A 22,510-nucleotide genomic window follows, 5' to 3' on the forward strand; every position below is an offset into this window, starting at 1 on the left:
AACCCACATGAGCACCCCCACCCTTCGCGTCCTGCCGCTCGGCGGCCTGGGCGAGATCGGCAAGAACATGACGGTCGTCGAGCTCGACGACCGCATCATCATCGTCGACGTCGGCCTGCGCTTCCCCACCGCGGAGATGGTCGGCATCGACCTCGTCCTTCCGGACTTCTCCTACCTCCGGGACCGCATCGACGACATCGAGGCGATCGTCGTCACCCACGGGCACGAGGATCACCTCGGCGCCCTCCCGTGGATCCTGCGCGACCTCAAGACGCAGGACATCCCGATCTACGGCGGCCCACTCACCATGGCGATGGCCCGCTCGAAGCTCGACGAGCACCGCCTCCGCGACGTCGAGTGCATCGACACGAAGGACGGCGAGCGCTACCAGATCGGTCCGTTCGAGCTCGAGATGGTCCACATGACCCACTCGATCCCGGACGCGAGCGCCGTCGTCCTGCGCAACGCCGCGGGCACGGTCCTCTTCACGGGCGACTACAAGTTCGACCAGACCCCGGTCGACGGCAACCCGGCCGACATCGCCCGCCTCGCGGAGATCGGCAAGGAGGGCGTCACGCTCCTCTGCGGCGACTCGACGAACGTCGACCGCGCCGGCTGGTCGCTCAGCGAGTCCGTGGCCGGGCCGCACCTCGAGGAGGTCTTCTCGCGCTGCGACGGCCGCATCATCGTGACGTGCTTCGCGTCGAACATCCACCGCGTCCAGCAGGTCGTCGACGCCGCCGCCGCGCTGAACCGCAAGGTCGCGCTCATCGGCCGGTCGATGAAGAAGAACACGAACATCGGCAAGTCGCTCGGCCACATCGACCTGCCCGACGGCATCCAGATCCAGCCGCGCGAGATCGACCAGTTCCCCGACCACAAGGTCGTCGTCGTCTCCACCGGGTCCCAGGGCGAGCCGCTCAGCGCGCTGCGCCGGATGGCCTACAAGGACCACCATCAGGTGCAGCTGAAGAAGGGCGACACGATCGTCTTCAGCGCGACGCCGATCCCCGGCAACGAGCGCGCGGTCAACGAGACCGTCGACCGCCTCTACGAGATGGGCTGCACGGTCATCACGACGAAGGACGCGCCGATCCACGCCTCGGGCCACGGCTACGCGGAGGAGGTCAAGCTCATGCTGAACCTCACGAAGCCGACGTACGTCATGCCCTTCCACGGCGACCACAAGCGCATCCAGATGCACGCGGACCTCGCCGAGGCCGTCGGGGTCCCCGCGGCGAACATCTTCAAGGGCGAGAACGGCAAGCCCCTGCAGATCGACGGCAAAGGCGCGCGGTTCGTCGACAAGGTCCAGTCCGGCGTCATCTACGTCGACGGCGTCGACCTGGGGGAGGAGGCGGACGCGGCCCTCCGCGACCGGCGCATGCTCGCGGGCGACGGCATCTTCGTCGTCGTCGCGACGATCTCCGAGCAGACGGGCGAGTCGGTCGCCGACCCGGAGGTCATCTTCCGCGGCGTGCCGTACTCGGTCGACGAGGAGCAGCTCATCGACGAGATCCGCGACGGCGTCGACGCCTCGCTCATCCAGGCGGCGAAGGACGGGGTCCACGACCTCGACGCGCTGCAGTCGATCCTCCACGACGACCTCGCCGCGCTCGTCTTCAAGAAGCTCAAGCGCCGCCCGATGGTCATGCCCGTGGTGGTGGAGGTCTGAGCCGCACGGACCTCTGGGCGCGGGCGCAGCACGGCTGGCCCGCGCGCTACCCGCTGGTCCAGTTCCCGAACGCGCCCCTCATCGTCTCGCTGCTCGCGTCGCTCGTCCACGGCGCGACGAGCGGGCGGGCGGCGGAGTGGGCCTGGGCGGTGTCCCGGGTCGCGCTGGCGATCTGGGCCTACGAGGAGCTGGCCCGCGGCACAAACGCCTTCCGGCGGGTGCTCGGCGCCGTGGTGCTCGTCCTCGTCGCGAAGGGCCTCGCCGACCGCGCGTAGCCGCTCAGGCGCGGGTGCGCTCGGCCGCGTCGGCCGGCACCGCGCTCGCGAGCAGCGGGAGCGTGACGACGAAGCGCGCGCCGACGCCGTCCAGCGGCGGGGCGAGACGGACCTCGCCGCCGTGGCCCTCGGCGACCGCCTTGACGATCGCGAGGCCGAGCCCGGACGAGCCGCCGCCGTCGCCCGCGCCGCGGACGAAGCGCTCGAAGACCCGGTCGGTGAGGTCATCCGGGACACCGGGACCGTCGTCCTCGACGGCGAGGATCGCGTCCGTCCCCTCGCGCGTGACGCTCACCTCGACGCGGGTGCCCGGCGGGGTGAAGCGCAGGGCGTTCTCCATGAGGTTTAGGGCGACGCGGTGCAGGTCGTCCCGGACGCCGTAGACAGGGACGCTCTGATCGAGGTCCAGCGCGAAGGCGTGCTCGCCGGCGATCGACTGCAGCTCGCCGGCGGCGTCGCGGGCGACCTCGGCGAGGTCGACGGTCGTCCGCGTCGCCTCGCGGCCGGCGTCGGCCCGGGCGAGCAGGAGGAGGTCGGCGACGAGCCGCCGCATGCGCTGCGAGGAGCGCAGGGCGCTGCGGGCGGCGTCCCCGGCGTCGCCGTCGAGGATCTCGCTGAGGAGCTCGAGGTTCGCGAGGACGCTCGTCAGCGGCGTGCGGAGCTCGTGCGACGCGTCGGCGACGAACGCGCGCTGACGGGTGAGCATCTGGCTCGTCTCCGCGCGCGAGGCCTCCAGGGCCCGGAGCATCTCGTCGAGCGTCGTGGCGAGCTCGGCGACCTCGTCGTCGGCGTCCGGCACGGGGACGCGTGAGTTCGGGTCCCGGGTGCGCGCGATCTCGCGGGTCGCCGCCGTCAGGTCCGCGATCGGCTTCATCGCCCGCCGCGCGAGCATCGATCCGCCGGCGAGGGCGACCGCGGTCCCCCCGAGCACCCCGAAGAGGAGGAAGAAACGGACGCGCCCGATCGTCGCGTCGAGGTCCGAGAGGCGCCGGCCGTACTGGAGGTAGACCTGACCGACGCGCTGGCCGCCGGGGACGAACAACGGGACGAGCTTCGTCGCGACGCGGTAGCGACCGACGGTGCTGAGCCCCTCGTCGGACGGCGTCCCGAGGTCGGCAGCGTTCCGCGACGCCTTCAGCGTGCGGAAGCCGAGCCCGAGGATCCGGATGCTCGCGTTGTTCGCCGCCGCCGCGACCGTGAGGTCCGGGTTGACCTCGATGTGGCTGCGGCTGGCGTTGATGTTGATCTTCAGCGAGCCCGAGAGGTTGTTCGCCGTCACCTGCAGCTGGTTGTTGAAGTCGCTGCGGATGCGGCGCGTCGTGAGCTCGCCGACGACCGTCGCGAAGACCGACAGGATCACGAAGGTCAGCAGTGCGGAGATGCCCGCGAGCCGCCACCGGATCGGGTACCGCTCAAGCACGGAGCACGTAACCCGCGCCGCGGATCGTGTGCAGCAGTCGTGCCTCGCCGCCCGCCTCGAGCTTGCGCCGCAGGTTGCTCACGAAGACCTCGATCGTGTTCGTCGTCGCGAACGGGTCGTAGCCCCAGACCTCCTCCAGCAGGCGCTGGCGCGGCACGACGATGCGCTCGTTGCGCATGAGGTACTCCAGGAGCTCGAACTCACGCTGGGTGAGCTCGACGTCGCGTTCGCCGCGCTTGACCTCGTGGGTGTCCGGGTTGAGGGACAGGTCGGCGACGACGACGGAGGCGCTGCCGCGGGGGGGACGGCGGCGCAGGAGCGCGCGCATACGGGCGAGGAGCTCCTGGCGCTCGAACGGCTTGACGAGGTAGTCGTCGGCCCCGGCGTCGAGGCCCTCGACCCGCGCGTCGAGCGCGTCGCGGGCGGTGAGCATGAGGATCGGGACGTCGTCGCCGGACCGCAGGCGCCGCGCGACCTCCATCCCGTCGACCTTGGGGAGGCCGAGATCGAGGATGACGAGGTCGGGGACGTACGAGCTCGCGGTGTCGAGCGCCGCCTGGCCGTCGGAGGCGATCTTCACCTCGTAGCCCTCCAGGCGCAGCGAGCGCTGGAGCGCCTGCGCGATGTCGGCGTCGTCCTCGACGACCAGCACTCGCGCAGCCCGATCGGTGTCCGTCATACCGCGGAACTGTAGAAGCGCCGTATCAAGGGCGCTTCAAGGGGCGCGCTCGGGGCGGCCGCCGGCTCCGTCACCGGCGGCGGGACCCTGTCGGCCGCGCGGCTGCCGCCGCGCTCCACCTGGGCCGGTTCGCAAGCCCGTCCGGCGAATGAACGCACGCGTTCACACGACTCGGTCACCCGCCGAGCCGGGCAGGGTCCGGCGCCCCGACGTCGAACGGAGGGCGGAAGCCAATGCCTCCTGCCCGCAAGACGTCATCGCCCACGCGCAAGCCCGCGGCCAAGCCCGCCGCCCGTACCCGGGGGGCGGCGCCGCCGCGTGCCCGGGCTCACCGCTCGAACGCGGCATGGGCGCCGCGCCTGCCGCTGCTCGAGCAGCACCACGTGGACCTCATCGGGCTCGGCCTCGTCGCGGCCGGCATCTTCCTCGCCTTCCCGCTCTACCTCGGCTGGGACGGGGGCGCCGCCGGGGGTGGCCTCGTCGACGCCCTCGCCTGGATTGCCGGGGAGCTGCGCTACGGCGCGCCGGTCCTCCTCGTCGCCTGCGGCGCGCTGCTCGTCCTGTCGCCGGTCCTGCCGACGATGCGCCCGTTCCGCGCGGGCGCCTTCTGCCTGGTCACCGCGCTGCTGCTCGGCCTCAGCGCCGGGACGCTCGGCCTCGGCCCGTCCGGCGCCCACGGCGCGTTCTGGGTCCGGTCGACGTTCGAGCCCCGTGGCGGCATCACCGGGGAGGCGATCTTCTGGGTCACGCACACGCTGCTCGGGACGATCGGCAGCCACATCGTCTGCGTCTTCCTCCTCACCGCCGGCGTGCTGCTGCTCACCGGCGCGTCGATCGCCGGGGTCCTGCGCGCCACCGCGACCGTCGCCGCCGACGCGACCGGCGTCCTGCGCACCGTGGCGCCGGCGACGCGCCGCGAGCCCGATCACACGGGGGGCGGCGGCCCCGCCCGGGACCCGTGGGGCGACGAGGAGTTCCCCACCGAGAGCCCGTTCGCCGGCGAGGAGCCCGTGAAGGCCACCCGCGCCCGCGCGAAGAAGGTCACGCCGCCGGACGCCGCGGAGGTCGACGTCATCATCCGGCCCGCCGAGCGCACGACCCAGCTGGACGGCGCCGTGCGCTACCCCGACCTCTTCGGCGACGAGCCGATGCCGGTCCTGCGCGGGCGTCCCGCGACGCCGCCGGAGCCTCCGCCGGCCGTGCCCGCGCCCTCCGACGAGGTGATGGACGTCCTCGACGACCCGTTCGAGGACGCCCCGGTGCCGCCGCCACCGGTCCGCGTGCGCCCGAAGCCCGCGCCCGCCGCCGTGGCCCCGGAGGACGACGAGGACCGCGCCCCGGTCGACCCCCTCCACGAGGACCCGACCGCGGTCGTGCCGATCGGCGAGCAGGCCCGCCTGCCGCTGGGCGAGGGCGAGATCGAGTGGACGCGCCCCGGCGCGGCGCTCCTGACGCGCTCGGCGCCCGACCAGCAGCGCCCCGACCTCCGCGGCCAGGAGGCGACGGCGCAACGGCTCATCGAGGCGCTCGCGCACTTCAACGTCGAGGCGAAGGTCATCGGCACCGTCTCGGGCCCGCACATCACCCGCTACGAGCTGAAGCTCGCGCCCGGCATCAAGATGTCGAAGGTCGCGCAGATGAAGGACGACCTCGCGTACGCGCTGGCCGCGACCGAGATCCGCATCCTCGCGCCGATCCCGGGCAAGACCGCCGTCGGCGTCGAGGTCCCGAACGTCAACCGCCAGATGGTCACGCTCGGCGACGTCTACGGCCCGCCGCCGAAGGGCTCCTCGCCGCTCACCGTGTGGCTCGGCAAGGACGTCAGCGGCGCCTCGATCCACGCGGACCTCGCGAAGATGCCCCACCTGCTCGTCGCGGGCACGACCGGCGCCGGCAAGTCCGGCTGCATCAACGCGATGCTCTCGTCGATCCTCCTGCGCGCGACGCCGGAGGAGGTCCGGCTCATCCTCGTCGACCCCAAGCAGGTCGAGCTCAACCACTACGAGGCTGTCCCGCACCTCCTCACGCCGGTCATCACCTCGCCCCGGTCGGCGGCGAACGCGCTGCAGAACCTCGTCCGCGAGATGGAGTGGCGCTACGGGATCATGTCGATGGCCCGCACGCGCTCGCTGCCGGAGCTCAACAAGTACCGCCTGGAGAACGAGCAGGACCCGCTCCCGTACATCCTCTGCGTCATCGACGAGCTCGCCGACCTCATGATGGTCGCGCCGGGCGACGTGGAGGACTCGATCATCCGCATCGCGCAGAAGGCCCGCGCGGTCGGCATCCACCTCGTGCTCGCGACGCAGTCCCCGCGCGTGGACGTCATCACCGGCATGATCAAGGCGAACGTCCCCTCGCGGATCGCGTTCAGCGTCTCGAGCCAGACCGACTCGCGCGTCATCCTCGACCAGAACGGCGCCGAGTCGCTGCTCGGCATGGGGGACATGCTCTTCAGCGCCGTCGGCTCCTCGAAGCTCCACCGCATCCAGGGTGCGTACATCGACGAGCCGCAGATCGCGAAGCTCACCGAGTTCTGGGCCGAGCAGGGCGAGCCCGAGATCCGGGAGGACCTGCTCGCCGAGGTCGTCGCCGAGGAGCCCGAGAAGAAGACCGACGACGACGGCTTCGACCCCGACGAGGATCCGCTGCTCGGGGAGGCGATCGCGCTCGTCGTCGAGATGGGGACGGCGTCGACCTCGATGCTCCAGCGCCGTCTGCGCCTCGGATACACCCGCGCGGGCCGGCTCGTCGACATGCTCGAGCGCCGCGGGATCATCTCTGGCTACGAGGGCTCCAAGCCGCGCACGGTGCTCGTCAGCGCCGGCGATCTGCCCCGGGTCCTCGCCGCGCTCGCCGAGGGTGGCGGAGGCGGGGAGGCCGACGGGGCGGACGCCGCGGCCGAGCCGCCGGACACCGTCCTGCCCGAGCGGCCGGACCCCGTCGAGATCCTCGACACCTGATGGCCGCGCGTCCCGGCCCGCCCCGCCGATAGCCTCTGCGTCGGATGCCGGAGATCGGACCCACGCTTCGGGAAGCGCGCATGCGCGCGCGGATCGACATCTCGGAGATCGAATCCGAGACGAAGATCCGCGCGAAGTACCTGCGCGCGCTCGAGAACGAGGAGTGGAACCTGCTCCCGGGCCCGACCTACGTCAAGACCTTCCTGCGGACGTACGCCGAGGCGCTCGGCCTCGACGCGAAGCTCCTCGTCGAGGAGTACAAGCTCCGCCACGAGCGCCTGTCCGACCACGAGCTCGCGCGGCCCATCGGCCCGACCCGCGCGACGAGCGGCGGCCGCGGCCGCGGGCCCACGCCGCCCGTGCTGCCGCGCTCCTACCTCGTCGCCGGCGTCCTGCTCGCGCTCTGCGTCGTCATCTTCATCCTCAGCCGCGTCGGGGGGAAGGACCACAAGAGCAGCTCGACCCCGGCGACCGCGGGGACGCCCGCGACGACGACCACCGCCGCCCGGACGACCGCGAAGCCGGCGGCCACGACGAAGCGGAAGGCGAAGCCCGCCTCGAAGCTCATCAGGCTGAAGATCGTCCCGACGGGCACCGTCTACGCCTGCCTCGCCGCCAAGGGGCAGCCCGGTGCGCGCATCAACGGCGCGACGCTCACGCCGTCGACCCCGCCGAAGACCTTCAAGTCGAGCCGCTTCCGCCTCGTCCTCGGCAACGAGAACGCCGAGCTGCGCGTGAACGGGAAGCGGAAGGCGTTCCCGAAGGACGCGGTCACGACGAGCGGCGTCTTCGTCCAGATCACGAAGAAGGGGCTGAGCGCCCTGCCGAAGGCGCTGCGCCCGGGGTGCACCGGCTGATGGCCGCCCGCGCCGGCATCGTCGTCACGGGGACCGAGGTCCTCACCGGCCGCGTGGCGGACCGCAACGGCCCGTGGGTCGTCGAGCAGCTGCGGGAGCTCGGCGTCGACGTCGCCCACATCGCCGTCGTCGGGGACCGGTCCGCGGACATGACCGCGGCGCTCGGGTTCTTCGCCTCCGAGGGCATGGACCTCATCGTCACGAGCGGCGGCCTCGGGCCGACCGCCGACGACCTCACCGCCGAGGTCGTCGGCGCCTTCCAGGGCCGCCCGATGGTCCTCGACGAGGTGCTGCAGGAGCGGATCGCCGAGATCCTGCGGCCGATGGTCGCCCGCTGGAAGGGCCTCGACATGGACGCGCTCGAGGCGGGGACGCGCAAGCAGGCCGTCATCCCCGAGGGCGCGACGATCCTCGACCCCGTCGGCACGGCGCCCGGGCTCCTCGTGACGCCCGCCGACGAGGCCGCAGGCCCGACCGTGCTCGTGCTGCCCGGCCCGCCGCGGGAGCTGCAGCCGATGTGGGCCGCCGCGGTCCAGACCGAGGCGTTCGCCGCCGCGACCGCCGGCCGCACGTCCTACGACCAGCAGATGCTGCGCCTCTACGGCATCCCGGAATCGGAGATCGCCGAGACGCTGCGCCGCGCCGAGGCCGGGGGCATCGACCTCGACACCCTCGAGATCACGACGTGCATGCGCGGCGGCGAGATCGAGATCGTCACGCGCTACGAACCGCCCGCCACCGCGACGTACGAGGCGCTCGTCGCCCTCGTGCGCGAGCGGCATGCCGACACGCTCTACAGCGACGACGGGTCGTCCGTCGACGTCCAGGTCGCGGACCTCCTGCGGGCCCGCGGCTGGCACATCGCCACGGCCGAGTCGTGCACCGGCGGGCTCATCGCCGCGCGGCTGACGAACCTCGCGGGATCGTCCGACTACGTCACCGGCGGCCTCGTCGTCTACGCGAACGAGGCGAAGACCGCGCTCGCCGGGGTCCCGCCGGAGCTCATCGAGGCCCACGGCGCCGTCTCGCCCGAGGTCGCCCACGCGCTCGCGCTCGGGGCCGTGCGCGCGCTCGGCGCGGACATCGGGATCGGCGTCACCGGCATCGCCGGGCCGGGAGGGGGCACCGAGGAGAAGCCCGTCGGCACCGTCTGCTGCGCCGTCGCCACGCGCGAGGGCGGGGTCGCCGCGTCACGGCGCCTCGTCATCCCGGGCGCGCGCACCGACGTCCGGGACCGGGCGACGGTCGCCGGGCTGCACCTCATCCGCAGCGTGCTGCGCGACGAGCAGCCGCCGTCGGAGCCGCTGGGCTGACCGTGCGGGCCGCGCGCGGGCAGCGGGCGGCGACGGGCCTCGCGCTCGCGTGCGCGCTCCTGGGCGGTGTCGGGCTCGGCGTCCCCACGGCCGCGACCGCCGCGGGCGCCGTCCCGCCGCGTGTGTCGGTCGAGCGCGTGCCGCTCACCGCCCCGGCCGTCCAGGTCCCGGAGCTCGAGGCGCTCGGCCTCGACGTCACCGAGGACGTCACGCCCCGCTCGGCGACCGTCATCGCCCGGTCGGACGCCCAGCGGCGGGCGCTGCGGGCCGCCGGCTTCGCGCCCGTCACCGTCGTCCCCGACGAGCTCGCGCGCCTGCGCAGCGCGGCGGCGGCCTCGGTCCGCGCGGCGCGCCTGCGGGCCGCGACGCCCCGCGCGTCCGGCCTCCCGAGCGGGCGCACGACGTACCGCACCCCGGCGGAGGTCCAGGCCGACCTCGACACCCTCGCCGCCGGCCACCCGGGGCTCGTGCGGCGGATCACGCTGCCGGAGCGCTCGGTCGACGGGCAGCCGATCACCGGCGTGGAGATCGCGGCGAACGTCGACGTGGCGGACGACGGGCGCCCGGTGTACGTCGTCCTGGGCGAGCACCACGCGCGCGAGTGGCCCTCGGCGGAGATCGCCCTCGAGTTCGCGCTCGACCTGGTGCAGCACCAGGCGGACCCGCGGATCGCCCCGCTGCTCGCCGCCGAGCGGATCGTCGTCGTCCCGGTCGTGAACCCCGACGGCTACGCCTACTCGCGCGGGACGCTGCCGGGCGGGCAGCTGAACGCGTCGGCCGCGCTGAAGCGCCGCAACTGCCGGGCGGACGCGGGCGATCCGGCGGGCGGCGGGTGCGCGCGGCACCGCGGCGTCGACCTGAACCGCAACTACGGCGCGTTCTGGGGTGGGCCCGGCGCCTCGACGTCCGCCGACGACGACACCTACCGTGGCACGGGCCCGTGGTCGGAGCCCGAGGCGCAGGCGGTCCACGAGTTCACCCAGCACCTCGCCGTGACCGGGGTGCAGTCGCTGCACGACGTCGCCGGGCTCGTCCTGCGGCCGCCGGGCTTCCGGGCGCTCGGGCTCGCGCCCGACGAGGCGCGGCTGAAGGCGCTCGGGGACGCGATGGGGGCGGCGACCGGCTACGCGAGCCGCTTCGGGTACGAGCTCTACGAGGTCACCGGGGCCACGGAGGACTGGAACTACGTCGCCCAGGGCGCCTTCGGGTACACGATCGAGACGGCCGGGGCGTTCCCCGGCGACACGGACTTCCAGGGGACCTACCAGACGCACGTCGTCGACCAGTACCTCGGCGGAGGCGCGTCGCCGGGGCCTGCGGGCAAGGGGGTGCGCGAGGCGCTGCTCCTCGCCGCGGAGGAGGCGGCGGACCCGCGCGACCACACGATCGTGCGCGGCCGCGTCCCCGCGGGCGTGACCCTCAGGCTCCACAAGGACTTCACGACGGTGACGAGCCCCCGCTGCTCGGACTCGCTCTCCGCGGACGCCTGCGGGCCGACCGGGACGCCGCTCGCGACGCCGGACGTGCTCGACGTGACGCTGGCCGCGCCCGCGGGCGGCGGGGCCTTCTCGTGGCACGTGGGGCCGTCGACGCGCCCGTTCGCGCGGGCGCGGGGGACGACCGAGACGTGGACGCTCACGTGCGAGCGGGCCGGGGCCGTCCTCGCGACCAAGGCGGTCTTCGCGGACCGCGGCCAGGTCGTCGACGTCGACCCGTGCGATCCGGCGTCGCTGCCGCGCACGCGGGAGGGGGCGGGCTCGGTGGCGCGGACGGCCGGACGCGTCTCGGCGACCGCGCCGCGGCAGACGCGCGCCTCGGTCGTGCGCCACCGGCAGCTGATGCTCGCGGTCACCTGCCCCGTGGCCTGCCGGGCGACGATGGTCGTGTCGTCGGGCTCCCGCACCGTCGCGTCGCTCCCGGGGGCGGGCGCGCGCCTCGCGGCGCGGCGCTCGACGCTCGTGCGCGCGCGGCTCAGCGCGGCGGGCCGGGCCCTGCTCGCGCGGGGGGCCGGGCCGCGCCGGCTGACGGCGCGGGTGCTCGTCCGGGCCGCGGACGGCGACGCCACGACGCTCACGCGCCGCATCGTCGTGGCGCGCGGCTGACGCCCCGCCGGGTGTACGCGAACAGACGTTCGACGCCGGGTTTCTGTGCGGATCCGCGGGCAGAAACCGCGCAGATCCCGCACAGGAAGGGGGTTTCGCCGTCACACGGGGCGCCCGTACGGTCCGGTTCCGTCCGCGCTGGCGGGCACTATCCGTCGCACCACAGATGAGAAAGGCAGTCCCCACATGGCCGTAACCTCAGACGAGAAGGCCGCCAAGGCCCGCGATACCGCCCTCCAGGGCGCGCTGCAGCAGATCGAGCGCCAGTTCGGCAAGGGCTCGGTCATGCGCATGGGGGACCCCGACGCCAAGGTCCGCGTGCAGGCGATCCCGACGGGTTCGCTCTCCCTCGACCTCGCGCTCGGCATCGGCGGCGTCCCGCGCGGCCGCATCATCGAGGTCTTCGGGCCGGAGTCCTCCGGTAAGACCACGCTGATGTACCACGTCATCGCCGAGGCGCAGAAGCTCGGCGGGGTGTGCGCCTTCATCGACGCCGAGCACGCCATGGATCCGCTCTACGCGGAGCGCATCGGCGTCGACATCGACGAGCTCCTCGTGTCCCAGCCCGACTACGGCGAGCAGGCGCTCGAGATCGCCGACATGCTCGTGCGCTCCGGCGCCGTCGACGTCATCTGCGTCGACTCGGTGGCGGCGCTGACGCCGCGCGCCGAACTCGAGGGGCAGATGGGCGACACGACCGTCGGCCTCCAGGCCCGGATGATGAGCCAGGCGATGCGCAAGCTCGCCGGCAACCTGAACCGGACGAACACCGTCATCCTCTTCACGAACCAGATCCGCGAGAAGATCGGCGTCATGTTCGGCTCGCCGGAGACCCAGCCCGGTGGCCGCGCGCTGAAGTTCTACTGCTCGCAGCGCCTGGACATCCGCCGCATCGAGACCCTCAAGGAGGGCACCGAGGCGGTCGGCAACCGGGTGCGCGTGAAGGTCGTCAAGAACAAGGTCGCGCCGCCGTTCCGCCAGGCGGAGTTCGACATCGAGTTCGGCAAGGGCATCTCGACCGCGGGCTGCCTCATCGACCTCGGCATCGAGCACAACGTCGTGACGAAGTCGGGCTCCTTCTTCTCCTACGGAGAGGACCGGCTCGGTCAGGGACGCAACAACGCGAAGAACTTCCTGAACGAGCATCCGGAGATCGCCAAGGAGATCGAGGACAAGATCTACAAGGCGCTCGGGCTCGACCGGGACCTCATGGCGAGCGACGACCGCACCCGCCGTGACGAGCCGGCGGTGGCCGCCGACGTGCCCGGCGTGCCCGCCGACGACGGCGCCGGCCTCGCGGCGTAGGCCGCCAGGGCCCGGGGACGACGGCCGTGTGGGACGACGGCACGACGGGGGCGCAGGAGCGGGTCGTCGACCCGCAGCTGCGCCTCCAGCAGGCGCTGGACCTCGCGTACCGGTACCTCGCGCGGCGGGATCGTACCGTCTCGGAGGTCCGGACGCAGCTCGAGCACAAGCGGGTCGAGCCGTCGACGATCGACGACGTCGTCGCGGAGCTCACTGAGCTCGGGTACCTCGACGACGCGCGGTACGCCCAGCGCTACGCCGAGGACCGGCGCACGCTCGACGGCTGGGGGCCGGACCGCATCGAGCGCAAGCTCGTCGCGCTCGGGCTCTCCAGGGAGCTCATCGCGCAGGCACTGTCGGCCCGGGACGCGGCGGACGAGCTCGACGCGGCGGTCGCGGTGCTGCAACGGCGCTTCCGCGAGCCGGCCGACGATCCGAAGGGACGCGAGCGCGCGCTCGGCGTCCTCGTACGCAAGGGCTACGACCTCGAGCTCGCGTACGACGCGGTGCGACGGTTCGAGCGCGCGCGCGCCTGAACGCGAGCGCGCCGGGCGGGCGGGCGTTTCGGAGGTGGTTGCGTGGGCATCCATCTTCTATGACCACCTCGACGAACCAGATCCCGACGGTCGACCTCGCGGGCGGAGGTGAGATCCCGCAGCTCGGGTTCGGCGTGTGGCAGGTCCCGCCGGCCGAGACGACCGAGGCGGTGACGCGGGCGCTGCTCGCCGGGTACCGCCACATCGACACCGCCGCGGCCTACGGCAACGAGGCCGGCGTCGGTCAGGCCATCCACGCAGCCGGGCTCGCGCGCAGCGACGTCTTCGTCACGACGAAGTGCTTCAACGACGACCACGGCCGCGAGCCGGCGAAGCGGGCGCTCAAGGCGAGCCTGCAGCAGCTCGAGACCGACTACGTCGACCTCTACCTCATCCACTGGCCGGTCCCCGCGCACGACAAGTACGTCGAGACGTGGGAGGCGCTCATCGAGCTCCGTGAGGCGGGCCTGGCGCGCGCGATCGGCGTGTGCAACTTCAACGCCGGGCACCTGGAGCGGATCATCGAGGCCACGGGCGTCACCCCGGCGCTGAACCAGGTCGAGCTGCACCCGCGCTTCCAGCAGGCGGGCCTCCGTCGCGAGCACGCCGAGCTCGGCATCCCGACCGAGGCGTGGAGCCCGCTCGGCAAGGGCCGGGTGTTCGACGATCCGACCGTGACGGCGATCGCCGAGGCGCACGGCAAGACGCCCGCCCAGGTCGTCATCCGCTGGCACCTGCAGCTCGGGAACATCGTCATCCCGAAGTCGGTGACGCCCGCGCGCATCGAGGAGAACATCGACGTCTTCGACTTCCACCTGACGCCCGACGAGATGGCGGCGTTCGAGACGCTCGAGGCCGACGACCGCACCGGGCCGGACCCGGAGACGTTCATCCGCCCCGGCGGCTGAGCGCAGCCGGAGGGCGGCCGGAAGCGCCCGGTCGCAACCTCCGTCCGCGGGAGCCCGCTGCACGTTGCGGCGGGCACCCCGATGGCTCTACGATCAGAGCAAGCGACAGACTGAGCCCACCCGGGCACGAACATCCAGCAAATACGCAGTTTCCGACCGAGTACCACTGACCTCCGGACGCCCGAACCCCCGATCCTTAAGGCCTGATCGCGCGCCGGTCGCGCGAGGCCGCTCATTTATCACCTTCATCCACCGCGCTCCCTGAGATCCAGCCGCTCCGACGGCAGCCCGCCGTCTCCTCGACCCCGCCCGCCGCGGGCTCGTCCATCGCTCCATAGACCCACCGGAGACCGTCCGTCTCCCGGCGTTCCGCCGGGCCGGACGAGGAGAGAGAGGACCACCCATGGTGATCGTGATCGCGGTAGCACTCGTTGCCACCGGCCTCGCCGCCGCAGCCCTGCTGACGACGCGCACCCGCCCCGGGCACCTGCCGGTCCAGCCCGCCGCGCCGGGCGGGTTGCTCGCGCTGCGCGCCCGGGACCGCGGACGCCACGCGCTCGGCCGCAGCCGGCGCGACCCCGACGGCGCCCGACCCGACCCCGCCCTCGCCCTCCTGTCGCCCGCGATCGAGGAGTCGATCGCCCGCCGGCTCGCGGAGCTCGACCGTCGCGAGCAGGCGGTCGACGCCCGTGACCGCGCGCTCGCCGCCGAGCGCCAAGAGCTCGCGCGCCGCCGCGACGAGCTCACCACCGCGCTCGAGCGGGTCGGCGGGCTGAGCGCCGCGGAGGCGCGGCAGGCCGTCCTGAAGGAGGCCGAGGACGCCGCCCGCCACGATCGCGCCCGCCTGCTGCGCGAGATCGAGGCCGAGACGAAGCGCGACGCCGCCCGCCGCGTGCGGTCGATCCTCTCCGTCGCGATGCAGCGGCTCGCCGCGTCCCACGCCGCCGAGAGCACCGTCAGCGTCGTCCAGCTCCCCGCGGACGACATGAAGGGGCGCATCATCGGGCGCGAGGGGCGGAACATCCGCGCCCTCGAGACGCTGACCGGGGTCGACTTCATCATCGACGACACCCCCGGCGCGGTCGTCCTCTCGGCCTTCGACGGGGTCCGCCGCGAGGTCGCGCGGATGACGCTCGAGGCCCTCCTGCAGGACGGGCGGATCCACCCCGCCAAGATCGAGGAGGCCTTCTACCAGGCGAAGTCCTCGATGGAAGCCCGGATCGACGACCTGGGGGAGGAGGCGGTCCTCGCGGCGGACGTCCAGGGCCTGGATCCCGAGCTCATCCGGATGCTCGGCCGGCTGCGGTTCCGCACGAGCTACGGGCAGAACGTCCTCGCCCACAGCGTCGAGTGCGCGAACCTCGCGGCGATGATGGCCCACGAGCTCGGGGCGAGCCCCGCGACCGCGCGCCGCGCCGCGCTGCTGCACGACATCGGGAAGGCCGTCACCCACGAGGTCGACGGGCCGCACGCGCTCGTCGGCGGGGACCTCGCGCGGCGCCACGGCGAGAGCGAGGCCGTCGCCCACGCGATGGAGGCCCACCACAACGAGGTCGAGCCGCAGACCGTCGAGGCGGTCATCGTGCAGGCTGCGGACGCGCTGTCCGGCGCCCGGCCGGGTGCGCGCGGCGAGTCGCTCGAGCACTACGTCAAGCGGCTGCGGGACCTCGAGCAGCTCGCGGCCCGCCACCCGGGCGTCGACAAGGCCTACGCGATGCAGGCGGGCCGCGAGATCCGCGTCATCGTCGCCCCCGAGGCGGTCGACGACGACGGCGCCGCGGGGCTCGCCCGGACGCTGGCCCGGCAGATCGAGCAGGAGCTCGAGTACCCCGGGCAGATCAAGGTCACGGTCATCCGGGAGTCACGCGCGACGGACGTCGCGCACTGAGCCGGGCCGGGCGCCCGCCGCGTTCAGAACCCGAACGCACCGCGCATGCTCGTCGCGCGCCTCGCGTTTCCGATGAATCCGAGGCCGAGCATCTCCTCGGTCGTGCGCAGCATCGAGTAGTGGTCGAACGACGCGCCCGACACGGTCCCGGGGACGATCGAGGGGGCCGCGACGACCGTCGCGATGTGGTTCGAGTGGCCGGAGTCGTCCTCGTCCCACGTGAGGAAGACGGCGGTCCTCCCGGCGGCGTACTCGGGGCTCGCGAAGACCTTGCCCATGAACGTCGCGAGCCACGCGTCGCCGGTCGCCGTGTCGCAGTCGTGCATGTCGTCGCAGAGGTTCGGCGTGACGAAGGTGAAGCGGGCGGAGAGGTCCGGCGCGGCGGCGAGCGGGACGTCGAGCGACGCGCACCCGGTGCGGAGGTTCGTGTAGTACGCCGCCGGGTTGTGCTTCACCGCGTACCGACCGGAGCCGCTCAGCCGGCAGCTCGACGGCATCGACTCCTCGAGCGATCGCCAGGCTCCGGGGAGCTGGGCGAAGATGTTCGGCACGGTCAGCGGATGCGAGGACGGCGGGTCGTCGTCGGCGATGCCCTGCGTGTCGCCGGACGTCATCGCGATGTAGTTCGGCAGGCTCGGGTGGGTCTCGGCGAGGAACCGGCTCGCGCTGCCGCACTGCCGGGCGAGCTGATTGATGTACGGCGCGTCGGGCGACCCGATGATCGAGGCGCTCGCGGTGTTCTCCATGACGATCCACACGACGTGGTCGTAGCCGGAGGGCGCGGTGGTCGTGCGCCCGCAGGGGCCGCCCGTCCCCGCCGCGACCGGGGGCGCCGTCCGGCCGGCCGGCGGCCCCGGCTTCGTCGCACCGCCACCGCCACCACCACCACCACCACCACCACCACCACCGGACTTCGCCGCCAGGACGAGTCCTCCGAGGACCGCGAGCGCGACGAGGAGGGTCAGGCCGACGGTCGGGATCCGCTGCTTCATCGTCGTCGCTCCGGGCTGGAAACGGGCCTCCGCGATCCTAGTCCTCCGGGCCGGGTATCTTCGGCGACATGAGCGGAATCGAGGCTTGGTGGTCGGCGGGTGAGCGGGTCCTGGTCGAGCTTCGCGGCGTCGAGCGCGCGATCTTCGCCCGGCGGCTCGGCGAGGGGCACCCGATGACGCTGCTGCACGGATTCCCGAGCTGCTCGTACGACTGGGCCGGGATCGCCGGCCGCCTGGCCGAGCGCCACTCGCTGCTGCTTCCGGACCTCCTCGGGTTCGGCGCCTCGGAGAAGCCGGTCGAGCACGAGTACTCGATCGATGAGCAGGCGGACCTCGTCGAGGCGCTGTGGCTGCGGGAGGGCGTGACGGCCACGACCCTCGTCGCGCACGACTACTCGGTGACGGTCGTGCAGGAGCTGCTCGCCCGCCAGGCCGCGGGCACGTCGGCGGTCGAGCTGACCGCCGTGCATCTGCTGAACGGCGGGCTGTACCCCCGTCTGCACCGACCCGAGCCAGTGCAGACGGCGCTGCTCGATCCGGTGCAGGGGCCCGCGATCAGCGCCGGCATGACGGCTGAGGCGATGGCGGCGGCGCTGCGGCCGACGTTCGCACCCGGGTTCGACCACGCGGAGGCCGACGCGGACATCTGGCACGCCGCTGCGCGGGGCGGGGTCGTCCTCCACAAGCTGATCCGCTACATGGTGGACCGCCGGGAGCACGAGCGCCGCTGGGTGGACGCACTCGAGACCACCGCGGTCCCGCTGAGCTTCGTGTGGGGACAGCTGGACCCGATCTCCGGGCGGCACATCGGCGAGGAGATCCGCGAGCGGATCCCGTCCGCTCCGTTCGCAGCGCTCGAGGACGTCGGGCACTGGCCCCAGCTCGAGGCGCCCGAGCGGGTGGTCGCCGCGGTCCTCGGGGACTGATCGCGCCTCGGACAGGCTGCGACGCAGGTCGCGTCCGCGGGGAGGCGAGCGAAGGACGTCCGGCCGGCCGATCGCTCTACTCTTGGCCGACGCATGGGACCCGCCACGAAGAGCTACCACGTCACGACGTGGTTTTGTTTCTGCAGACAGCCTCGGCACGGCTTTGATGGTGGGCCTCGTCGTAGGCGAAGATGAACGGGTGACTTGGTGCTTGCCGGCTCGTGCTGATCAGGCGACGCTCGATCGTGTGGTCGAGGACCGTGGGCTTGCGGATGTCGGGGATGCTCGCGCGGCGGTGGCGAAGGTCTTCGGGTTCGTGTCGTGGGACGCGATCTGCGCGGCGATCGAGCGGCGGGGGATCCTGAACGCCCGGGATGTGGAGCGTGCGCGCGCTCGTATCGACGGGGATCGGGCGTGGGCGACGAGCGATCTGACTGGGTGGTGTGATCACCGGTGCGGTGCAGCGCCGCTGAACTACATGGCGATGTTCCGCTTTGACGCGCCGAGCCTCGGTCTGTCGGGGCCTCTTGAAGGAACCGATGAGATGGCGCGGCTGCTGCTCGACGCGGGGGCGCCGGTGAGCGGGAGCCCGGGTGAGGATGAGACGCCGCTGATGACCGCAGCGAGCTACGGAGATGCGGACGTGGCGCGGGTGTTTGATCGAGGCCGGCGCGGATCTGGACTTGCTCGCGACGGAGAGCTCGGGTGGGGTTCCGGGCGGCAGCGCGCTGCTGCATGCTGCGGTGTTCGGGATGACCGACGTGCTCGACGCGGTCGTCGGCGCTGGGGCACGGGTGCGAAGCCTGGTCGAGGCGGCGGCGGCCGGAGATCTGACCGGTTGGCCGATCGACGAGGCGAGCGATGAGGAACGGATCAGAGCGCTGATCATGGCGGCCGATCATCAGCGCCTTGATGTGATGGACCAGCTGCTTGCAGCCGGGACGCCGATCGACGGGGTCGATCCGGTGTGGGATCGGCATCCGCTTCGACTCGCGGCCGAGCACGGGCGTCCGGTCAGCGTCAGGTACCTGCTCGAGCACGGCGCCGATCCAACGCTCACCGATCACCAAGGACGCAGCGCACTTGACCTGTGCCAGGGTGAGCATCGGTACATGCCCGGCCCCGGTCACGATGGACGGACCGGGTTGTTGCGAGCCGCGCTCGAAGCAGGCGGTTAGAGCCCGAGCGCGGTCGTGATCCAGGAGTCGGCGGGGAGGCCGGCGATCCCGTCAGGCGTCGCGTACCGCCGACAGGTCAAGGCATAGTCGTGCCGTTGGTGCGCGTCGGGGTCCACGTCCTGGCCGTCGATCCGCAGTGTCGGGGAGCCGAGGAACCGCTCGTGTTCGGCGGCCTCAGCTGTCTCCACCCGGCGCAGGTGAACCTGTTCGCTGCGGCCGGCCTCGCTGAGGATCTCACCGACGTGCTCGAGGAGCAGATCGGCGTTCGGGCAGCCCTCGAAGTACAGCATCTCGATGTGCACGGTCCCGCCTCTCAGGGCAGCTGGAGACGGTGGCCGGGCCCGAGTTGTGGCCGGTCAGGGCGGCGCGGCTCGCGTACGCCGCAGGCTGAGGAGGGGCCAGAAGGCGCGGGCGGGCCGGTGCACGTGCGCTTGCGCAGCCGCAAAGCCCACCAGGTTCCGTCGGCGGTCCGGCTGAAGAACAGGCCGCGACCGCGGATCGACGCGCTGGCCTCCACGTGGGTGGGCGAGTAGCGGGTGATGCCAACGGCCATCGCGTGAGTATCCGACGAGTACTCGACGACCGCAAGCCCGCGCTCTGCTCAGATGCTGATGTCGAGGTCGATGCCCGGCTCGACCCTCCGGGCCATGATGCGTTCCAGGTGCAGGTCGGCGTCGGGCCGCAGCTGAACTCGCTGCGCGTCTCTGAGCTTTCACGTGTCGGCGACCGCCGGGACGACCTGGTCGCGGCCGGCGGCCTTCGCGGCATACAACGCCTTGTCCGCGTCGGCGAAGACGTCGTCGAACGAGAAGCTCCCGGGGATGGACGCGGCGACGCCGAAGGACATCGTCACCGCGACTCCGGCGATCGGCGCGGCCGCGATGCACTCCCGCAGCCCGCTCGCCACGTCAGCGGCTGCCGCAAGGTCCGCCCCCGGCACGAGCACGAGGAACTCCTCGCCGCCGAGCCGGTACGCGAGATCGAACGCTCGGAGCCGCTTCCGCAGCCGGTAGGCGACCTCCTGCAGCACCGCATCGCCACACGCGTGGCCGTGCAGGTCGTTGATCGTCTTGAAGTGGTCCAGGTCTCCGACGACAACGCCCACCGGACGCTGCACGATCGCCGCCTGCTGCGAGAGCTCCTCAGCGCGGGTGGCCAGCGCAGCCCGGTTGAGCATGCCGGTGAGCGGATCGATGACCGCCGCCGAGCGATGGTGGAGATCCGAGCGCATCAGCGCCATCGACAGCAACGTGACGCCCACCAGCAGCGCCAACGGCGTGATCAGCCGATCGGGCGCGGCGGCGACCTCCGCCGAACTGACGCCGAGCGTCACCGCCACGATGCACGCGGCGGCGAACATCGAGCCCGCAGCGACGCCGCGCGGCCCGAAGCGCGCAGGAAGGGTCACGACCGGAAGCACGAGCCAAGCGACCATCGACGCCGCGGGCCCGCCGGACGCCGCGACGGCCACCGCGATGGCCGCCATCGAGAGGACCCATGCCCCCGCGATCCGCAGCTCCGGCCGGCGCGCACCCCCGATCCCCCGATCCACGACGGTGAACCCGAGCGTGGCAACGGCCAGCGGTGCGAGCGTCCAGAAGCCAAGCCATGGACCGCAGGCAGCGAGGGCCAGAGCCAGCACCGTCATCGTCGCGGCGCGGACCGGCTTCAGGCGGATCTCCATGTCGAGCACCCGCTCGCGATCGGCCGCCGTCGGACACAACCAACTCCCTGATCCGGCGACGCGCCCCATGACTCTCTGATCGACCCCCCCGCCCGATCCTTCAACGGGCGCAGTGTCGACGCGGACGGTGGTTACGCACCGGGAGTGCAGAGCCGACAGGGTGGGCCGGCGTGAAAGATCCACGCAGTGACCGGTCCTACCCAAACCGGCCGTTGGCCAACTCGCCTGAAGCGTGGTGCGTCTTCTGCTCGCCGGCGTCTAGCTGAAAAACCCGATACTCAGGCGGGCCAAGAGGTCGGCGTCGCGCCCGGCACTCGCCCTGCCGGCGGCGTCCGAGAGCTTCGCCTTGACCTGTTCCCACGGAGAAGCTCCGGCCGATCGTCGTGTCGAGCCCTTCGACGGACACCCGTGTGATGCCGATCGCTCTACTCTTGTGCTCGCCCATGGACCTCTCCCTCATGCAGAAGCGCTACCACGTCACGACGTTCGGCTGCCAGATGAACGAGCACGACTCCGAGCGGATGAAGGGGATGCTCGAGTCGCTGGACTACCGGGCGGCCGAGGAGCAGGCGGACGCCGACGTCATCCTGTTCAACACGTGCTCGATCCGGGAGACGGCCGACTCGCGCTTCGTCGCGCACCTCGGGCACGCCAAGCGCGTGAAGAAGGAGCGGCCGGAGACGATCATCGGCGTCGGCGGCTGCTGGGCGCAGTCGCTCAAGGACGAGGTCTTCCAGCAGTTCCCGTTCGTCGACGTCGCCTTCGGCCCGGGCCAGGTCCACAAGCTCGCCGAGTTCCTCACGTCCGACTCGCTCACCGCACAGGGCTACTTCGAGTTCGAGGGCTTCGCCGGCGACCTGCCCGACAAGCGCACGCGCGAGCACCAGGGCTGGGTCCAGATCTCCGTCGGCTGCAACTGCAACTGCTCCTACTGCATCGTGCCGCAGACCCGCGGGCGCGAGTCCTCGCGCCCGTTCGACGGCGTCGTCCGCGAGGTCGAGCGGCTCGCGGGGGAGGGCGTCCGCGAGGTCACGCTGCTCGGCCAGAACGTCAACGCCTACGGCCGCGACCTGCGCGACGCCGGCGGTCCCCGGACCTTCGCCGAGCTGCTCGCGGCGGTCGACGGCGTGGAGGGCATCGAGCGCGTCCGCTACACCTCGCCGCACCCGAAGGACATGAAGGAGGACGTCATCCTCGCGCACGCGCAGCTCGCGTCCGTGTGCGAGCACATCCACCTGCCGCTGCAGTCCGGGTCGACCCCGATCCTCAAGGCGATGCGGCGCACGTACAACCGCGAGCGCTACCTCGACCGCGTCGCGCTCATCCGCGAGCACGTGCCGGACTGCGCGATCACGACGGACATCATCGTCGGCTTCCCGGGGGAGACCGAGGAGGACTTCCAGCTCACGCTCGACGTCTGCGAGCAGGTGGGCTACGACGGCGCGTTCACCTTCGTCTTCTCCCCGCGGCGGGGGACCGAGGCGGCGCTCATCACCGAGGGACTCGTCCCGCACGAGGTGAAGGTCGAGCGGATGGAGCGGCTCGTGGAGGTCGTCCAGCGCCGCGCGCACGAGCGGGCGCAGCGCTTCGTCGGCCGGACGATGGAGGTCCTCGTCGAGGGGACCTCGCGGACCGACCCCTCGCGCCTGCGCGGCCGCACCCGCCACAACAAGGCGGTGAACTTCACCGGCCTGGCTCAGCCCGGTGAGCTCGTGATGGTCGAGATCGAGCGGGCGACGTCGCAGACGCTCGCGGGCGCCGAGTCGCTGCTCGCGCGCGCCGGCGCCGGCGTGGGGTAGGCCGGGGCCC

The 22,510-nt window shown here is 72.5% G+C and carries 18 protein-coding genes; 13 read left to right on the forward strand and 5 right to left on the reverse strand.

What is annotated here, in order from left to right:
- Positions 1-7 precede the first annotated feature (7 nt).
- The gene (locus tag NBH00_RS15550) at positions 8-1,675 is read left to right on the forward strand and encodes a ribonuclease J (protein ID WP_254569507.1); all 1,668 of its coding nucleotides are present in this window, start codon (positions 8-10) and stop codon (positions 1,673-1,675) included.
- A 149-nt stretch (positions 1,676-1,824) separates the two neighbouring features.
- Entirely contained in the window at positions 1,825-1,950 is a 126-nt protein-coding gene (locus NBH00_RS25290) for a hypothetical protein (protein ID WP_302182639.1), read from the forward strand.
- A gap of 4 nt (positions 1,951-1,954) precedes the next feature.
- On the opposite strand, the gene NBH00_RS15555 is transcribed toward NBH00_RS25290, so the two are convergent.
- Positions 1,955-3,370, reverse strand: a complete 1,416-nt coding sequence (locus NBH00_RS15555; RefSeq protein WP_254569508.1) for a sensor histidine kinase — start codon at positions 3,368-3,370, stop codon at positions 1,955-1,957.
- Positions 3,363-4,049, reverse strand: coding sequence for a response regulator transcription factor (locus NBH00_RS15560; protein ID WP_254569509.1), 687 nt, complete (start codon positions 4,047-4,049; stop codon positions 3,363-3,365). The genes NBH00_RS15555 and NBH00_RS15560 overlap by 8 nt, the downstream gene beginning before the upstream one ends.
- A 233-nt stretch (positions 4,050-4,282) precedes the next feature.
- Between NBH00_RS15560 and NBH00_RS15565 the strand changes: the two genes are divergently transcribed.
- The 8 genes from NBH00_RS15565 (at position 4,283) to rny (ending at position 15,921) form a co-directional block, all read left to right on the forward strand.
- A complete protein-coding gene (locus NBH00_RS15565; protein WP_254569510.1) occupies positions 4,283-7,012 on the forward strand; it encodes a DNA translocase FtsK in 2,730 nt (909 codons plus the stop codon).
- A gap of 44 nt (positions 7,013-7,056) precedes the next feature.
- Positions 7,057-7,869: a helix-turn-helix domain-containing protein gene (locus tag NBH00_RS15570; protein ID WP_302182640.1), complete on the forward strand. Its 813-nt coding sequence runs from the start codon at positions 7,057-7,059 to the stop codon at positions 7,867-7,869.
- Positions 7,869-9,182: a competence/damage-inducible protein A gene (locus NBH00_RS15575; RefSeq protein WP_254569512.1), complete on the forward strand. Its 1,314-nt coding sequence runs from the start codon at positions 7,869-7,871 to the stop codon at positions 9,180-9,182. The genes NBH00_RS15570 and NBH00_RS15575 overlap by 1 nt, the downstream gene beginning before the upstream one ends.
- A 2-nt stretch (positions 9,183-9,184) precedes the next feature.
- Entirely contained in the window at positions 9,185-11,284 is a 2,100-nt protein-coding gene (locus NBH00_RS15580; protein WP_254569513.1) for a M14 family zinc carboxypeptidase, read from the forward strand.
- Between the two features lie 186 nt (positions 11,285-11,470).
- Positions 11,471-12,589, forward strand: a complete 1,119-nt coding sequence (recA, locus tag NBH00_RS15585; protein WP_254569514.1) for a recombinase RecA — start codon at positions 11,471-11,473, stop codon at positions 12,587-12,589.
- 26 nt (positions 12,590-12,615) lie between these two features.
- Complete coding sequence (locus NBH00_RS15590; protein ID WP_254569515.1) at positions 12,616-13,125, forward strand: regulatory protein RecX; 510 nt, start codon at positions 12,616-12,618, stop codon at positions 13,123-13,125.
- Positions 13,126-13,184: 59 nt separating this feature from the next.
- Positions 13,185-14,033 carry an aldo/keto reductase gene (locus NBH00_RS15595; protein WP_254569516.1) on the forward strand — a complete coding sequence of 283 codons (849 nt, stop codon included), beginning with the start codon at positions 13,185-13,187 and terminating at the stop codon, positions 14,031-14,033.
- A gap of 403 nt (positions 14,034-14,436) precedes the next feature.
- Complete coding sequence (rny, locus tag NBH00_RS15600) at positions 14,437-15,921, forward strand: ribonuclease Y (RefSeq protein ID WP_254569517.1); 1,485 nt, start codon at positions 14,437-14,439, stop codon at positions 15,919-15,921.
- A gap of 23 nt (positions 15,922-15,944) precedes the next feature.
- Here rny and NBH00_RS15605 read toward each other — a convergent pair whose 3' ends face one another.
- Positions 15,945-16,913 carry an alkaline phosphatase family protein gene (locus NBH00_RS15605; RefSeq protein WP_254569518.1) on the reverse strand — a complete coding sequence of 323 codons (969 nt, stop codon included), beginning with the start codon at positions 16,911-16,913 and terminating at the stop codon, positions 15,945-15,947.
- 68 nt (positions 16,914-16,981) lie between these two features.
- On the opposite strand from NBH00_RS15605, the gene NBH00_RS15610 reads away from it, so the two are divergent.
- Together NBH00_RS15610 and NBH00_RS15615 are read left to right on the forward strand one after the other, a co-directional pair.
- The gene (locus tag NBH00_RS15610) at positions 16,982-17,839 is read left to right on the forward strand and encodes an alpha/beta fold hydrolase (RefSeq protein ID WP_254569519.1); all 858 of its coding nucleotides are present in this window, start codon (positions 16,982-16,984) and stop codon (positions 17,837-17,839) included.
- Between the two features lie 656 nt (positions 17,840-18,495).
- Positions 18,496-19,017, forward strand: a complete 522-nt coding sequence (locus NBH00_RS15615; RefSeq protein WP_254569520.1) for an ankyrin repeat domain-containing protein — start codon at positions 18,496-18,498, stop codon at positions 19,015-19,017.
- On the opposite strand, the gene NBH00_RS15620 is transcribed toward NBH00_RS15615, so the two are convergent.
- Positions 19,014-19,319, reverse strand: a complete 306-nt coding sequence (locus NBH00_RS15620; RefSeq protein ID WP_254569521.1) for a DF family (seleno)protein — start codon at positions 19,317-19,319, stop codon at positions 19,014-19,016. The genes NBH00_RS15615 and NBH00_RS15620 overlap by 4 nt on opposite strands.
- A gap of 410 nt (positions 19,320-19,729) precedes the next feature.
- On the reverse strand, positions 19,730-20,701 hold the full coding sequence (locus tag NBH00_RS15625; RefSeq protein WP_254569522.1) for a GGDEF domain-containing protein: 972 nt from the start codon (positions 20,699-20,701) through the stop codon (positions 19,730-19,732).
- A 443-nt stretch (positions 20,702-21,144) separates the two neighbouring features.
- Here NBH00_RS15625 and miaB point away from each other — a divergent pair, with 443 nt between their 5' ends.
- Positions 21,145-22,500 carry a tRNA (N6-isopentenyl adenosine(37)-C2)-methylthiotransferase MiaB gene (gene miaB / locus NBH00_RS15630; protein ID WP_254569523.1) on the forward strand — a complete coding sequence of 452 codons (1,356 nt, stop codon included), beginning with the start codon at positions 21,145-21,147 and terminating at the stop codon, positions 22,498-22,500.
- Positions 22,501-22,510: the final 10 nt, after the last annotated feature.

It is taken from the genome of Paraconexibacter antarcticus, from assembly GCF_024220175.1.
Lineage (GTDB): Bacteria > Actinomycetota > Thermoleophilia > Solirubrobacterales > Solirubrobacteraceae > Paraconexibacter > Paraconexibacter antarcticus.